The organism is Methyloversatilis sp. (assembly GCF_030698125.1).
GTDB lineage: Bacteria > Pseudomonadota > Gammaproteobacteria > Burkholderiales > Rhodocyclaceae > Methyloversatilis.
In genome coordinates, this window is sequence record NZ_JAUYNV010000057.1 from 15,814 (window position 1) to 30,174 (window position 14,361).

17 protein-coding genes are annotated in these 14,361 nt (G+C 64.5%); 10 read left to right on the forward strand and 7 right to left on the reverse strand.

Features of this window, described 5'->3' with window-relative positions:
- The first annotated feature begins 21 nt into the window (after positions 1-21).
- The 4 genes from Q8Q80_RS18660 (at position 22) to Q8Q80_RS18675 (ending at position 4,594) form a co-directional block, all read left to right on the forward strand.
- A complete protein-coding gene (locus Q8Q80_RS18660; protein ID WP_305634354.1) occupies positions 22-1,557 on the forward strand; it encodes a fumarate hydratase in 1,536 nt (511 codons plus the stop codon).
- Between the two features lie 240 nt (positions 1,558-1,797).
- The gene (locus tag Q8Q80_RS18665) at positions 1,798-2,991 is read left to right on the forward strand and encodes a cation:proton antiporter (protein ID WP_305634355.1); all 1,194 of its coding nucleotides are present in this window, start codon (positions 1,798-1,800) and stop codon (positions 2,989-2,991) included.
- A complete protein-coding gene (locus Q8Q80_RS18670) occupies positions 2,991-4,109 on the forward strand; it encodes a YbdK family carboxylate-amine ligase (RefSeq protein ID WP_305634356.1) in 1,119 nt (372 codons plus the stop codon). Before Q8Q80_RS18665 ends, Q8Q80_RS18670 begins: the two co-directional genes overlap by 1 nt.
- A complete protein-coding gene (locus Q8Q80_RS18675) occupies positions 4,106-4,594 on the forward strand; it encodes a DUF456 domain-containing protein (protein WP_305634357.1) in 489 nt (162 codons plus the stop codon). Before Q8Q80_RS18670 ends, Q8Q80_RS18675 begins: the two co-directional genes overlap by 4 nt.
- A gap of 19 nt (positions 4,595-4,613) precedes the next feature.
- Here Q8Q80_RS18675 and Q8Q80_RS18680 read toward each other — a convergent pair whose 3' ends face one another.
- The 7 genes from Q8Q80_RS18680 to Q8Q80_RS18710 form a co-directional block, all read right to left on the reverse strand.
- A complete protein-coding gene (locus tag Q8Q80_RS18680; RefSeq protein WP_305634358.1) occupies positions 4,614-5,339 on the reverse strand; it encodes a hypothetical protein in 726 nt (241 codons plus the stop codon).
- A gap of 4 nt (positions 5,340-5,343) precedes the next feature.
- Complete coding sequence (locus Q8Q80_RS18685; protein WP_305634359.1) at positions 5,344-5,730, reverse strand: type II secretion system protein; 387 nt, start codon at positions 5,728-5,730, stop codon at positions 5,344-5,346.
- On the reverse strand, positions 5,730-6,215 hold the full coding sequence (locus tag Q8Q80_RS18690; RefSeq protein ID WP_305634360.1) for a type II secretion system protein: 486 nt from the start codon (positions 6,213-6,215) through the stop codon (positions 5,730-5,732). The genes Q8Q80_RS18685 and Q8Q80_RS18690 overlap by 1 nt, the downstream gene beginning before the upstream one ends.
- A gap of 58 nt (positions 6,216-6,273) precedes the next feature.
- Positions 6,274-6,516 carry a hypothetical protein gene (locus Q8Q80_RS18695; RefSeq protein ID WP_069037433.1) on the reverse strand — a complete coding sequence of 81 codons (243 nt, stop codon included), beginning with the start codon at positions 6,514-6,516 and terminating at the stop codon, positions 6,274-6,276.
- A 124-nt stretch (positions 6,517-6,640) separates the two neighbouring features.
- Positions 6,641-7,657, reverse strand: a complete 1,017-nt coding sequence (gene galE / locus Q8Q80_RS18700; protein WP_305634361.1) for a UDP-glucose 4-epimerase GalE — start codon at positions 7,655-7,657, stop codon at positions 6,641-6,643.
- 84 nt (positions 7,658-7,741) lie between these two features.
- Positions 7,742-8,221 carry a peptidylprolyl isomerase gene (locus Q8Q80_RS18705; protein WP_305634362.1) on the reverse strand — a complete coding sequence of 160 codons (480 nt, stop codon included), beginning with the start codon at positions 8,219-8,221 and terminating at the stop codon, positions 7,742-7,744.
- Positions 8,187-8,702, reverse strand: coding sequence for a peroxiredoxin (locus Q8Q80_RS18710; protein WP_305634642.1), 516 nt, complete (start codon positions 8,700-8,702; stop codon positions 8,187-8,189). Before Q8Q80_RS18710 ends, Q8Q80_RS18705 begins: the two co-directional genes overlap by 35 nt.
- Before the next feature lie 420 nt (positions 8,703-9,122).
- Here Q8Q80_RS18710 and Q8Q80_RS18715 point away from each other — a divergent pair, with 420 nt between their 5' ends.
- From Q8Q80_RS18715 to Q8Q80_RS18740, 6 genes are all read left to right on the forward strand, one after another.
- The gene (locus Q8Q80_RS18715) at positions 9,123-9,806 is read left to right on the forward strand and encodes a PEP-CTERM sorting domain-containing protein (protein WP_305634363.1); all 684 of its coding nucleotides are present in this window, start codon (positions 9,123-9,125) and stop codon (positions 9,804-9,806) included.
- 354 nt (positions 9,807-10,160) lie between these two features.
- Positions 10,161-10,769, forward strand: a complete 609-nt coding sequence (gene lexA / locus Q8Q80_RS18720) for a transcriptional repressor LexA (protein ID WP_305634364.1) — start codon at positions 10,161-10,163, stop codon at positions 10,767-10,769.
- 4 nt (positions 10,770-10,773) lie between these two features.
- A complete protein-coding gene (gene imuA / locus Q8Q80_RS18725) occupies positions 10,774-11,469 on the forward strand; it encodes a translesion DNA synthesis-associated protein ImuA (protein ID WP_305634365.1) in 696 nt (231 codons plus the stop codon).
- 67 nt (positions 11,470-11,536) lie between these two features.
- A complete protein-coding gene (locus tag Q8Q80_RS18730) occupies positions 11,537-12,958 on the forward strand; it encodes a DNA polymerase Y family protein (protein WP_305634366.1) in 1,422 nt (473 codons plus the stop codon).
- Between the two features lie 41 nt (positions 12,959-12,999).
- Positions 13,000-13,482: an MOSC domain-containing protein gene (locus Q8Q80_RS18735; protein ID WP_305634367.1), complete on the forward strand. Its 483-nt coding sequence runs from the start codon at positions 13,000-13,002 to the stop codon at positions 13,480-13,482.
- 204 nt (positions 13,483-13,686) lie between these two features.
- Entirely contained in the window at positions 13,687-14,349 is a 663-nt protein-coding gene (locus tag Q8Q80_RS18740) for a hypothetical protein (protein ID WP_305634368.1), read from the forward strand.
- The last annotated feature ends 12 nt before the right edge of the window (positions 14,350-14,361 follow it).

The window sequence follows — 14,361 nt, forward strand, 5'->3', positions numbered from 1 at the left end:
CGCTTCAAGAGGACCTTTCCCATGAGCCAGCCCATCCGTCAGGACGACTTCATCCAGTCGATCGCCGACGCCTTCCAGTTCATTTCCTGTTATCACCCGCTCGATTACATCCAGGCGCTCGGTGCGGCCTACGAACGCGAACAGTCGCCGGCGGCGAAGGATGCGATCGCGCAGATCCTGACCAATTCGCGCATGTGCGCCGAAGGTCGCCGCCCGATCTGCCAGGATACGGGAATCGCCGTCGTCTTCCTGAAGGTGGGCATGAACGTGCGCTGGGACGCCACGATGAACGTGACCGACATGGTCAACGAAGGCGTGCGGCGCGCCTATCTGCACCCGGACAACACGCTGCGCGCCTCGGTGCTGCTCGACCCGGCAGGTGCGCGGAAGAATTCGAAGGACAACACACCGGCCGTCATCCACTACGAAATCGTGCCGGGTGACCACGTTGAGGTGATCTGTGCCGCCAAGGGCGGCGGCTCGGAAAACAAGTCGAAGATGGTCATGCTGAACCCGTCCGATTCCATCGTGGACTGGGTACTCAAGACGGTGCCGACCATGGGTGCCGGCTGGTGCCCGCCGGGCATGCTGGGCATCGGCATCGGCGGCACGCCGGAAAAGGCCATGCTGCTAGCCAAGGAATCGCTGATGGAGCCGATCAACATCCAGTTCCTGGCGGAGAAGGCGGCGCGCGGCGAAAAGCTCACGCGCGTCGAAGAGCTGCGACTCGAACTGATGGAGAAGGTGAACGCGCTGGGCATCGGCGCCCAGGGGCTGGGCGGTCTGGCCACCGTGCTCGACGTGAAGATTCTCGACTACCCGACACATGCCGCGTCGCTGCCGGTGGCGATGATTCCGAACTGCGCAGCCACCCGGCACGTGCATTTCCATCTCGATGGCTCCGGCCCGGCCGTGCTCGAAGCGCCGCGTCTGGAAGACTGGCCGGACGTGACCTGGCAGCCGGACACCAAGAATTCGAAGCGGGTCGACCTGAATGCGCTGACGCCAGCGGAAGTCGCGTCATGGAAGCCGGGCCAGACCCTGCTGCTGAACGGCAAGATGCTGACCGGCCGCGATGCCGCGCACAAGCGCATTGCCGACATGCTGGCGAAGGGCGAGAAGCTGCCGGTCGATTTCGCCAACCGCGTCATCTACTACGTCGGCCCGGTCGATCCGGTGCGCGACGAAGTGGTCGGCCCGGCCGGCCCGACGACGGCGACCCGCATGGACAAGTTCACCGAAATGATGCTGGCGCAGACCGGTCTGATCGCGATGGTGGGCAAGGCCGAGCGCGGCCCGGTCGCGATCGAGGCCATCCGCAAGCACAAGAGCGCCTACCTGATGGCGGTGGGCGGCGCCGCCTATCTGGTGTCGAAGGCGATCAAGGGTGCGCGCGTGCTCGGGTTCGAAGACATGGGCATGGAGGCGATCTACGAGTTCGACGTGGTCGACATGCCGGTCACCGTGGCGGTGGATGCCGGCGGCACCTCGGTGCACGACACCGGGCCGAAGGAATGGCAGGCGCGGATCGGCAAGATTCCGGTCGCCACGATGTGATGCGGTCGCCCTTCCGGCGATCCCTCCAGTGCATGACTGACCGGTGCCTGCCGGTCAGGTGTTGAGCCGAATCGTACGAGAGGCCGTGACTGAAGCGGCCCGCCCTTCCTCCCCGGGGTCCGTTCAGGCCTGGTCGTGATCCGCGATCAGGCCTGAGCGGGCGCTGCAAGTCCGCCGCCGTGCCCTGCGAGGTGCGGATCCTTTCACTTGCAGGCCGTTGCGGCCGACAGGAGGAAAGCCTTGATATTCGAAGCCGGACGCATTTTCGAACTGGTCGGCTGGCCGGCGGTGCTGCTAACCGCGTGGCTGGCGGGCGAACTGGCGCATCGCGGCCTGGGCGTGCCGCGGGTGTGCGCCTACTCGCTGGCCGGCATCGTCAGCAGCGCGCTCAACACCGTTCAGGCCGACGCGCAAACCACTGCCGCCCTGTCCTTCCTGGCCAATTTCGCGCTCGGCCTGTTCCTGTTCGAGCTGGGTCACCGCATCAATCTGCGCTGGCTGGTCAATAACCCGTGGCTGCTGGTCAGCGGCATCGCGGAATCGCTGCTGACCTTCTTCGTGGTGCGCGGCATCGCACTCGCCATGGGTCAGCCGGACGATATCGCCATGGTACTGGGCGCACTGTCGGTCGCCACGTCTCCGGCCGCACTGGTGCGGGTGGTGAATGACCTGCGCTGCTCCGGCCAGGTGACCGAGCGCGCGCTGCACCTGTGCGCGATCAACTGCCTGCTTTCGGTGCTGCTGATGAAGGGCGCCATCGGCTATTGGCAACTGCTGGCGTCGGGTAGCCTGGTCAATGCGCTGTGGAACAGTGCAGCCATCCTCGCGGTATCGGTCGGCTGCGGCATTCTGGTCGGTTTTCCGCTGCCCTGGCTGCTGCGCCGGCTGCGCGCCGACGAACGCGGCGTGACGACGGTGTTCGCGCTGGCGGTCATGCTGGTGACGCTGCTGACCCAGGGCGTGAACGTGTCGCCGCTGCTCGCCGCGCTCACGCTGGGCGTGCTGATCCGCCGCCGCAAACTGCTGCTGACGCCGGCCCAGCGCAATTTCGGCGTGCTGGGCGATCTGCTGACGGTGTTCCTCTTTGTGTTCGTTGCCGGCATGGCGACCTGGCCCACCACCGCAGCTGCGCTGGCGCTGGCGGTGCTGATGTCCGCCGGGCGCATTGCCGCCAAGGTGGCGGCGAGCGCTGCGTTCGCCCATATCAGCGGCACCAGCACGCGCAAGGGAGCGCTGACCGGATTCGCGCTGGCGCCGCTGTCGACCTTCGCGCTGCTGCTGCTCGAATACAGTCGCAGCGCCGGTTTCGGTCTTGCCGACGGCGCGTTGTCGGCGATCGCCGGCATGGTGATCGTGATGGAATTCGTCGGCCCGCTGTTCGCCCAGTGGGCGTTGATGCTGGCCGGCGAAACGCAGCATGAGGAGCGCGCCTGATGCCACTCGAAACCTTCCACGCCTCGTCGGCGCTCAGCATGGGCGTCGAACTGGAGCTGCAACTGGTCGGCGAACACGATCGCGACCTTGCCTCGGCGGCGACCGATCTGCTCGAACTGGCGCAGCGCACCCGTTTCCCGGGTGACATCAAGCCGGAAATGACCGACTGCATGATCGAGGTGGCAACCGACATCCATGATCATCACGCCGGCCTGCTGAAGCAGCTCGAAGCGATGCGCGACGTGCTGCTTGCCGCGTCGTCGCGACTGAATGTGTCGCTGTGCGGTGGCGGCACACACCCGTTCCAGCACTGGACCGAGCGGCGCATTTTCTCGACGCCGCGCTTCCAGCACCTGTCGGGGCTGTACGGCTATCTGGCGAAACAATTCACGGTGTTCGGCCAGCATGTCCATATCGGCATGCCCGACGCCGACAGCGCACTGCGCGTGCTGCACGCGTTGAACCGATACGTACCCCACTTCATCGCGCTGTCGGCGTCGTCGCCGTTTTCGCAGGGCAGCGACACGCTGTTCGATTCGGCGCGGCTGAATTCGGTGTTCGCCTTTCCGCTCAGCGGACGCGCGCCCTTCGTGCTCGACTGGGTGCGCTTCGAGCGCGAATACTTCTCGAAGATGGAAGACACCGGCATCGTGCGCAGCATGAAAGATTTCTACTGGGATATCCGGCCCAAGCCGGAATACGGCACGATCGAGCTGCGCGTGTGCGACACGCCGCTGACCGTGGAGCGCGCTGCCGCGATCGCGGTCTATCTGCAGGCGCTGTGCTGCAGCATCCTGGTCGGCGACGAACCTGATCCCCTGGAGGACGACTACCTCGTGTACACCTACAACCGCTTCCAGGCCTGCCGCTTCGGGCTGGATGGTCTGATCGTGCATCCGCGCCGCCACGCTGCACTGCCACTGCGGGAAGACATCGCGCTCACGCTGGAACGCCTCGCACCGGAAGCGGACGCCCTGGGCAGCCGCGCAGCACTTGAATCGCTGCATCGCATGGTCAAGGGTTGCGGCAACGATGCCAGCCGCCTGCGCGCGGTCCATGCGCGGTCGCGCAACCTGCTGGCCGTGGTCGACGACGCTGTCTCGGCCTTCGCGCAATGAGCGCAGCCGACCTCCTCCTGTGGCTGATCGCCAGCCTGCTCGTGCTGGTCGGACTGGCCGGCGTCGTACTGCCCGCCTTGCCCGGCATTCCGCTGGTGTTCGGTGGCCTGCTGATGGTGGCCTGGCTGGACGATTTCCAGCGCATCGGCGGCGTGACACTCGCCGTGCTCGGCGCCCTCGCCGTACTGGCCTGGTTGATCGACTTCGCGGCCAGCGTGATCGGCGCACAGCGGGTCGGCGCCAGTCCGCTGGCACTCGTCGGCGCAGCGATCGGCACCGTGGTCGGGCTGTTCGGCGGATTGATCGGCCTGCTGTTTGCGCCGCTGGCGGGCGCGGCGATCGGCGAATTCATCGCCCGCCGCGATGCGCTTCAGGCGGCGCGCGTCGGGCTGGCCACCTGGCTGGGCATGTTGCTGGCCGCAGTCGCCAAGGTGGCCATCGCCTTCATGATGCTGGGCATCGCGCTGGCCGCCTGGCTGTTCTGATTCACCGATCGGGCGCCGCTCACTGCGGCCCGCCGCCGCCGGTATAGATTTCCTGCAGCGATCGGCCGCGCGTGGCTGACGGGCTGGCAGGGTCGGTCGGCGACCCTGCATCGGACGAATCGCCTGCGGCCCCGCCAGTTCCGGTTCCGCCTGCTACGGCAGTCGTCGCCGTGCCGCCGCTGGGCATCGGCACGAACAACCAGTCGGCATGGCGGCGCTCACCGGGCTTGCCGCGCGCCACCGGCGTGGCACTCAGCGCGCTCGGCGGCACGCCGGCACCCGCTGCCGGTGCGGCATTTTTCAGCGCGCTGGCGACCTTGTCGCCTGTGGCATCGACCCAGGCCGGCAGCACGGTGATGCGGGCTGGCTGTTCCGACTTGCTGTACACCGCGCGGATCTGCCCGCCGCTGATGACCAGGCCCCAGTCCTGACTGCGCGTCATCGGGTCGAAATAGAGCTTGCGCAGATGGCGCAGCGGCGTCGGCTGGCGCTTGTCTTCCAGCAGATCCTGCAGGGTGGCGGGATAGCGCTTGGGTTCGGCGGGCGACGCGTCGAAGTAGCGCTGCAACGCACGCGAAAACTCGCCGCCGATGAACAGCAGTTCGCGCTCGCGTTCGGTCTGCGCCAGCGTGCTCCACATCAGCGCGCTGCCGGCGCTGGCGATACCGAGGGCGGCGACGGCAAACAGCAGCAGCAGATAGGAAAAACCCCGCTGCGACGTCGACCGGCGCACGCGCCTGCTCATCGGATCACAGCTCGGAAAAGGCCGTGCCGTCGCGCGACGTGCCTTCGGCCCCGCTCTTCAGATCGGCCACGCCGCTGTCGGTCGCGGTGTCACGCGGCGGCACGACGATCCAGGTGTCGGCGCTGTCGGTCACCGGGTCGAACGGCAACTTGCGCAGATACTGGCGTTCGACCAGTTCCTGCAGGCTTTGCGGATACGCACCGCGATCGCCGCGGAACTTGTCGATCGCATCGCGCGTAACCGCCAGCGTCTGCTTCAGCGTGGCTTCGCGCGAGCGGTCGAGATGTTCGAAGTAGCGCGGCGCGGCCAGCGTCAGCAGCACCGCGATGATGGCCATGACGACCAGCAGTTCGATCAGCGTGAAGCCGCGTGAAAACAGGGACTTGCGCATTACCAGTTCCGGTAGGCGATGCCGTTCAGGCCAGTGCGGCCGGACAGCGAATGGACATCGAACACGTCGGCACCCGGCGTCGGCTCGTCCGGCGGACTGGCATAGCTGCGCAGCCCCCAGGTCTGTTCCGCCGGCGTGCTCTTGTCCGTGTGGAAGGGGTCGCGCGGCAGGCGGCGCAGGAAATAGATCTTGACGTCGTTCGGCTGCTTGACGTCCGTCACGCCGTTGACCAGCACGTCGAGGCTGGGCGGGTAGCCGCTGGCCCCGACCTTCTTCTCGATCCGGCCTTCGTCCCAGGCCTTGCGGTAGTCGTCGAGCGCCGTGCGGATCTGCCGCAGCGCGGTGCGCAGTTCGGATTCGTCGGCACGCACGCGTGCCAGTTCCACCATCGGCATGGCCATGGTGGCGAGCACGCCGATGATGGCGATCACCACCATCAGCTCAATCAATGTGAAACCGCGGGAAAGACGTGAACAGCGAAGCATGAGCCGAGGTTAACACAGCCCCATCACGATGCCGTGACAGGTCCCGCGCAGGCAGGGTTCAGCTCAGGTGGCTGCGCCAGGGCTGGACGCCCTCGTGTTCGAGCATCCAGACGTAGCGCTGGGAACGCCACTCGCGCAGTGCATTGAGTGCAATATCGAAATCGCCGTAGGACAGCCGGTACAGCTGCTGCAGGTCGAAAGGCGCGTCGTGTTCGAGTGCGTCGAGCAACTGGCGGAAGATTTCCGCGCTGGATTCATTGGCTGTGGCGTGGGCTTTTTCGAACACGGCTTGCAAGTGCATGAAGGCTCTCCCGGGTCGATTGGGTGAAGATGTCAAAACGGTTACAACGCGATCTAACACGAAATTTCTGCCGCCATCTATCGCGCCGGAACCCCGTTTTTGACCCGGTTCCGGCAAAGCCTTGTCAGGCGTAGCCCTCCGGGTTGTTGCGCTGCCAGTTCCAAGCATCGGCGCACATCTGCGTCAGATCCCGCGCTGCAACCCAGCCCAGAAGCCGGTTTGCGAGGCCGGGTTCGGCGTAGCACTGGGCGATGTCACCCGGCCTGCGCTCGACGATGTCGTACGGCACCGGCCGGCCACTGGCAATTTCGAAGGCACGCACGACATCCAGCACGCTGTAGCCGCGCCCGGTGCCCAGATTCACCGTCAGCAGGCCGGTCTGCTTCTGAAGGTAGTCAATGGCCCGCACATGACCTTGCGCCAGATCAAGCACGTGGATGTAGTCGCGCACACCGGTGCCGTCGGGTGTCGGCCAGTCGCCGCCGAACACGCGCAGCCGCGCCAGCTTGCCGACGGCCACCTGGCTCACGTAAGGCATCAGGTTGTTGGGCAGGCCGTTCGGGTCTTCGCCGATCAGGCCGGATTCATGCGCGCCGACCGGGTTGAAGTAGCGCAGCAGCGCGATGCGCCACGAAGGATCGGCTGCACTGAGGTCGCGCAGCACGTGTTCGACCATCCACTTGGAACATCCGTAAGGGTTGGTCGGGCCGGTCGGAAAGTCCTCACGGATCGGCACCGATGCCGGATCGCCATAGACCGTGGCCGAGGACGAGAAGGCCAGCGTCTTCACGCCGGCTTCGGCCATCACCTCGCACAACGCCACGGTGCCGCTGACATTGTTGTCGTAGTACTCGAGCGGTTTGGCGACCGACTCGCCGACCGCCTTCAAGCCGGCGAAATGGATGACCGCGTCGATCGCGTGTGCCGAGAACACCGCGCGCAGCGCAGCGCGATCACGGACATCGGCCTGCACGAACGCCTCGACCGGGCGACCGGCAATCTGTCCGACGCGCCGCAGCGACTCGTACTTGCTGTTGCACAGGTTGTCGACCACGACCACATCGTGGCCGGCCGACATGAGTTCGATGCAGGTATGCGAGCCGATATAGCCCGCACCCCCGGTGACCAGCACGCGCGACATGAATGCTCCCGGAAAGGAAAAACTGGAACTCCGTGACGGAGTCGGGGGAGACGGGCCGCGCAACGGCCGCCCGTCGGGGAAGGATCAGTGCTGGTGACCGTGCTCGCCGTGCACGTGACCGTGCGTCAGCTCTTCCGCAGACGCCTTGCGGATTTCGGCCACGGTGCAGGAAAACACCAGTGCGGTGCCGGCCAGCGGGTGATTGCCGTCGATCACGATGCGGTCATCGGTGATGTCGGTGACGGTATACAGACCTTCTTCCTCGCCATCCGGACTGACGCGCTCGAACTGCATGCCGACTTCGATGTTTTCCGGGAAGTTCGAGCGCGACTCGATCTCCACCAGTTCTTCGTCGTATTCGCCGAACGCATCTTCCGGTTGCAGCTTGACAACCACTTCATAGCCGACGGTCTGGCCTTCGAGCGCTTCCTCGATCGGCTGAAAGATGCCGCCATAACCGCCATGCAGATAGGCGAGCGGCGCAGCACCCGAGTCGACCAGATTTCCGTCCGGATCGGTCACGCTGTATTTAAGAGTGACGACCGAGTCCTTGGTGATGAGCATTCCTGATTCCTTTCGTATGGAGTGCGCGCACGCATTCGAGGATTTCTCCTGCGTGCCCGCGCGGATTCACGCCGTATTGCGCGTAACGTATGACACCTTTCCGGTCGATGATGAAGGTCGAGCGGGTCATGCAGAAACGTGACCGGCCTTCGACCTCGCGTTCGCGCCACGCACCATAGCGCCGGCTGACCTCGGCGTCGACATCGGACAGCAGCCTGAACGCCAGTCCGTGCTTGTCGCGGAATTCTGCGTGAGTGAACAACTCATCGCGACTGATCCCCACGACGGTGCAGTCGCAGTTGCGGAAATGTTCTTCGAGATCGCTGAATTCGATCGCCTCGGCCGTGCATCCCGGCGTATCGTCCTTGATATAGAAGTAGAGCACTGTCAGATGCCGCGCCATCTGTTCGCGCAGATCGAACAGCTCGAAATCGGCGTCCGGCAGCTCGAACAGCGGAGCGGGTTGTCCTGCATTCAGCATGCACACCTCCCAGCCGCGCACGGCGCGCATAACGGCTCCCGGATGATGCGGCGGATTCTACCAGCGCTGCCCGCCGACAAGACATGAAGGCGCTGTAAGAAAAGCTGACGCTGCTGTGCACCAAAAAGGGCTTGAAGCACGGATCAAGTACGTGGCGACACGAGGGTCGATTCAGACGAAACAAACGAGAACCGTTTTATTTCATGAGCTTGGGAAATAATCCTGAACCTAGCTCTGAATGGAGTCCGACGGCACGCTGCTTGCTTAATAACCATCGGGATCGACCGCCTGTCACCCGAGGCAATCACAGAAAGTCCGTTTCATGCAGTTGCAATTGCAGACGGCTCAAATGGTTGTGTCAGACAGTCGTTCTTGCAAAAATTTGTTTTGCGATCTGTCACTTTCTCGAAAGGCACGGAAATGAAGAAATCTTTATTGGTAGTAGCACTGGGTAGCATGTTCGCCCTGAGTAGCGCTCAGGCGGCCAGTGTCACGTTGAGTGGCTCGTTTTTCGATGTCACCTACGATGACGCACTGACCGGTTTGTTCGGTACGCCAACGCTGGTGGACAACACGCTTTCCTGGACGCCGTCCGGCAGCCCCGGTTTTTCTGCCGCGAGCTATGGTGAAGGCATCAAGGTCACCAATTCGACGTTTGCCGTAACCGTTACCGCAAAAGACAATTACCTTATCAACGGCGCTTCCCTGTGGGAAAGTGGCGATTACTTCTACTTCGGAGATGGGTCAGGCGTCAGCGCGACGGGTCAATTGCGTGGCCGCGGCATGGACATGGCTGGATCACCGATCGCGACAACATCGATCGTGGCTGGCAGCTTCACGCCCAATGCGTTGTTTGATTTTTCCACCACCGACTGGACCGCGACAGCGCTCGTGACATTGGACGAGTCGTCGAAGTCGGCCACGTTCATTATTCAGAACATCCTGGCTGCCTACAATCCGCCCAACTCTTTCCCGACAGCTGCATTCATCGAAAAGAAAAATATTGATTTGGCAATCAGTGTAGTGCCGGAAGCCGATACCTACCTGATGATGCTGGCCGGACTGGGCATGATCGGTCTGATGGCAAAGCGCCGCATGAGCTGATCGGCTTCAGCCTTTCAACAAGAAAGCACCTTCGGGTGCTTTTTTGTTGCCTGTGCCCCCCAGGAAGTTCGCTGCAATGCAGCACTGTCAGAAACTTCGACGCACGGACACATGACCTAAGTCGTAGGGTGCAGACTGACGTAAAAGACTGAAAGCAAGCATATGAAATAAAAAATTCTTTTATTTCATACGGTTGAAATAAAAACTCTTTCAGAAAGTCGTCACTTTTGACATTTGCACTCCAATTTTTACGTGTAACAAATCTCGACAATTCATTTTCCGCAGTGCAAAGCGCTTGCGGCGTGATCGATAACTGTATAAAAATACAGTCAACGAACATTCCTGTACCGAACCATGGTCTCAAGCGTCCTGACAACCCGCCAGCAACAGATCCTGCAACTGATACGCGATGCCGTCAGCGAACGAGGCAGCCCGCCCACCCGGGCGGAAATCGCACAGGCATTCGGTTTCCGTTCCCCCAATGCTGCAGAAAGCCATCTGCGGGCACTGGCGCGCAAGGGCGTCATCAGTCTGGACGAAGGTCGCGCACGCGGCATCCGGCTGACCGAATCTCCCGGCATCCCGCTGATCGGCCGGGTGGCGGCAGGCAGCCCGATACTGGCCGATGCCCATGTGCAGGGCCGTTACCAGCTTGATCCGGCGATGTTTTCGCCGCGCGCCGACTACCTGTTGCGCGTGCGCGGCCAGAGCATGCGCGACGCCGGCATTCTGGACGGCGACCTGCTCGCCATCCATGCCACGAGCGAGGCGGTGAATGGTCAGATCATTGTCGCCCGCCTGAGTGAAGAAGTGACCGTGAAGCGTCTGAAGCGTCTCGGCTCACACGTCGAACTGCTGCCCGAAAATCCTGATTTCCAGCCCATCGTGGTCGATACGCAACGCGATCCGCTGGTGATCGAGGGCGTGGTGGTCGGCCTGATCCGCAATGGCAGCCCGGTCTGACGCGATGACCCCGCCAGCGCTGAGCCTTTTCCGGCATCCGTCACTCTGGCGGGCCGGCGACGTGTCGCCGGTCGTGCCGAACGGCATCCCGACCGGTCATGCCACGCTGGATGCCGCCCTGCCTGGCCGGGGCTGGCCGATCGGCGAAATGACCGAATTGCTGACCGATTGCAGCGGCCAGGGCGAACTGTCGCTGCTGATGCCTTTGCTGGCTGGAGCCGAAGCGGATGGCAACTGGCGGCTCTGGGTGGCGCCGCCCCATCTGCCCGGCGTGACTGCGCTGGCGGCAGCCGGCGTACGTACCCGGCAATTGATTGTGGTACGGGCGGACACGGTGGGCGAGCGGGTGTGGGCAATCCGCCAGGCACTGCGTTCAGGCGTCTGTTCGGTTGTCATCGGCTGGCTCGACCGCGTCGACAATGCATTGCTGCGACGGCTGCAACTGGCGGTACGCGAAGCGGCGATCCCGCTGATCCTGTTCCGTCCGTTGCAGCAGGCACAGCAGGCCTCGCCTTCGGCACTGCGGCTGCAGCTGTCGGCCCGCGCAGCCGGCGTGCTGCGCATCGACATCCTGAAGCGCCGGGGCGCCCCGGCGAACCAGCCGCTCTACCTGCAGGGCACACGTTTCAATGCGCCATCGGCCACGGTAGCGACGCGCTGCGCCGCCCCGCCTGCGCTGGCGCTGGCGCTGATCGCATGAAGCCCTTGCCGCAAATGAACGTCGACAAATCATGCGCTGGTTGGCACTCGTCTTTCCCGATTGGCCCATGCAGGCCCTGTTCCGCAACCCTTCACATACCCGTCCGCTGGCTGTGGCGTACCGGCAGCGCGTGTGCGCGCTGGACGCGACGGCACTGGCACAGGGCGTGCGCCCCGGACAGGGTGTGGCCGACGCACTGGCAATAGCCCCGGACCTGCTCGTACGGCCGAAATCTCCCGAGGCCGAACACTCTGCACTGCGTGAAGCCGCCGGTTGCGCGCTGCGCTACACGCCGCGGGTGGTACTGGAAAGCGATGGCCTGCTGCTCGACATCGCCGGCAGCACGCGACTGTTCGGCGGGCTGGATGCCCTGCTCCGCCATCTGCGCAGCGATCTGGCTGCGGCCGGTTTCCAGGCGCTGAGCGCCTGCGCCCCCACCCCGCGCGCGGCACGCTGGCTGGCGCGCGCCACACCCGGTCAATATTTGGCAGACGACGATCACGCTCTGGCCGAAGCACTGGCCGCCTTGCCGCTGCGTGCGATGGAAGCCGACGCATCCCTGCTCGCTCTGCTTGCCGACAGCGGCCTGCGTACCGTGGGTGAGGTGATGAAACTGCCGCGCGACGCCCTGGCGCGACGCGACGCTGCCGGACTGCGTCGCCTGCTCGACCAGGCACTCGGCCAGCGACCTGACCCGCGGCCGTATTTCGAGGCACCACCGCAGATCGACAGCCGGCTTGAGCTGCCGGTACCGCGACACGACAGCGACGTGCTGCTGTTCGCGGCCAACCGGCTGTTCAACGCCTGCTGCACGCAGCTGGCCGCCGTGCATGCCGGCATCGAAAGCTGCCGGCTCGAGCTGGAACACGAACACCATCCGCCGACCGTACTGACGCTGACGCTGGGCACGCCCTCGCGCGACGCCCGTCGCATGGCGTTGCTGACGCGCGAACATCTGGCGCGGCTCGCCTTGCCCGAAGCCGTCGGTGCGCTGCGCCTGAAGGCTGCGCACTGGATCGAACTGGCCGGTCGCAGCGACGACCTGTTCGGCCCGCAAACACCTTCGCCCGCCCGGCAACAGGAAGCCGGCAGGTTGCTGATCGAACACCTGCGCGCCCGGCTCGGGCCGGACAGGGTATATGCGCTGTCCGCCTGCGCCGACCACCGGCCGGAACGATCGCAGCAGCAGGTCGAACCCGGTCCGGGCACGGCCGCCGCTGTGCAGGGCGGCAGACGCCCGCTCTGGCTGCTGCCCGAACCCCGGTTGCTGCAGACCATCCGCAACCAGCCCTGGCGCGCCGGCCCGCTCGAACTGGTCAGCGGTCCCGAACGCATCGAATCCGGCTGGTGGGACAGCGACGGGGAAGCCAGTCCGGGCGACGCGCTGCGCGACTATTTCGTCGCGCTGAGCGTCGATCACGCTCAATTGTGGATCTACCGCGAACACCTGCCGCCGCACCGCTGGTATCTGCACGGGCTGTTCGCGTGAAGTAGCATCCGCCCGTTCCTGACCGATATCTGCGAGTGCCCATGGACAGCCTGAAAACATTGACATCCACCTTCGCCCAGCCGGGCTGCGTGACCTGGATCGGCGTGCGGCCGGCACGATTGAAGCCGCTACAGCCGGTCGAATCGGTACAGGTGATCGAAGCACTCGGGCTGGAAGGTGACCACTACGCCAGCCCGGGCGGCAAACGGCAGGTCACGCTGATACAGGCTGAACACCTGCCGTCGGTAGCCGGCCTGCTGGGCACGGACGCGATCAGCCCGGAACAGGTGCGGCGCAACATCGTGGTCAGTGGCATCAATCTTCTCGCGCTCAAGGGCCAACGTTTCCAGCTGGGCGAAGCGCTGCTGGAATACACCGGCATCTGCGCCCCCTGCTCACGCATGGAAAGCAATCTGGGCCGTGGCGGCTACAACGCGATGCGCGGGCATGGCGGCATCACCGCGCGGGTGCTGCGCAGCGGTCGCGTCGGTCTGGGTGACGCAGTACTTGCCGGCGACAAATGATCCTGAAAACCCCGGTTGATCGGCGCCGTGCACGCGGCCTCTCAGGTTTCACCCAAAGGATGAAGTTCCGGAGAACGACGACCGCGGCGACGACCCAGGCTTTCAGGAATATGGCAAGCGGTCAGCCGAGGTTTTCAGGATGAATGCGTCCGGCAGTCTGCCGCGCAGGCCATAATTCGCTCAACACAACAGGGAGACAGCAGGATGGACAGACGACGCATGCTGACGCGCTTGCTGGTGGCTGGCAGCACCGCCCCGCTGGCACTGGACACACTGGTGCGCGAGGCACTGGCCCGCGACGACCGCCCCGGTCTGCGCGGCTTCCGTGGCAACGTGACGATCAACGGCGTGCCGGCGAAATTCGGCATGCCGGTGCATCCGGGCGACACGGTGCGCACTGGCGCGGGGTCGGAAGCGATCTACGTGATAGGCCGCGACGCATTCATGCAACGTGGCAACTCGCATGTCGCCTTCGGCAGCGGCGTTGCGGCCGACCTGATGCGCGTCATCACCGGCCGCCTGCTGTCGGTGTTCGATCGCGGCCAGCGGCGCATCGCCACACCGGCTGCCACGATAGGCATCCGGGGTACCGGCTGCTACATCGAAACGGCCGAGGACCAGACCTATTTCTGTCTGTGTTACGGCGAAGCCGTCATCGCGCGTGCCGGAGATCCAGGCCAGACCGAAACCATCCAGACCCGCCATCACGACAAGCCGATGTGGCTGCGCGACAAACCGGGTGGCGACATGATGTCGGCCGCCAGACTGATCAACCACACGGACGCGGAACTGACGCTGCTGGAAGGACTGGTCGGCCGCAAGCCGCCCTTCGTCGGTGTCGGCTGGCCACCGGGCGGAGGGTACTGAGCACCGGAGCAC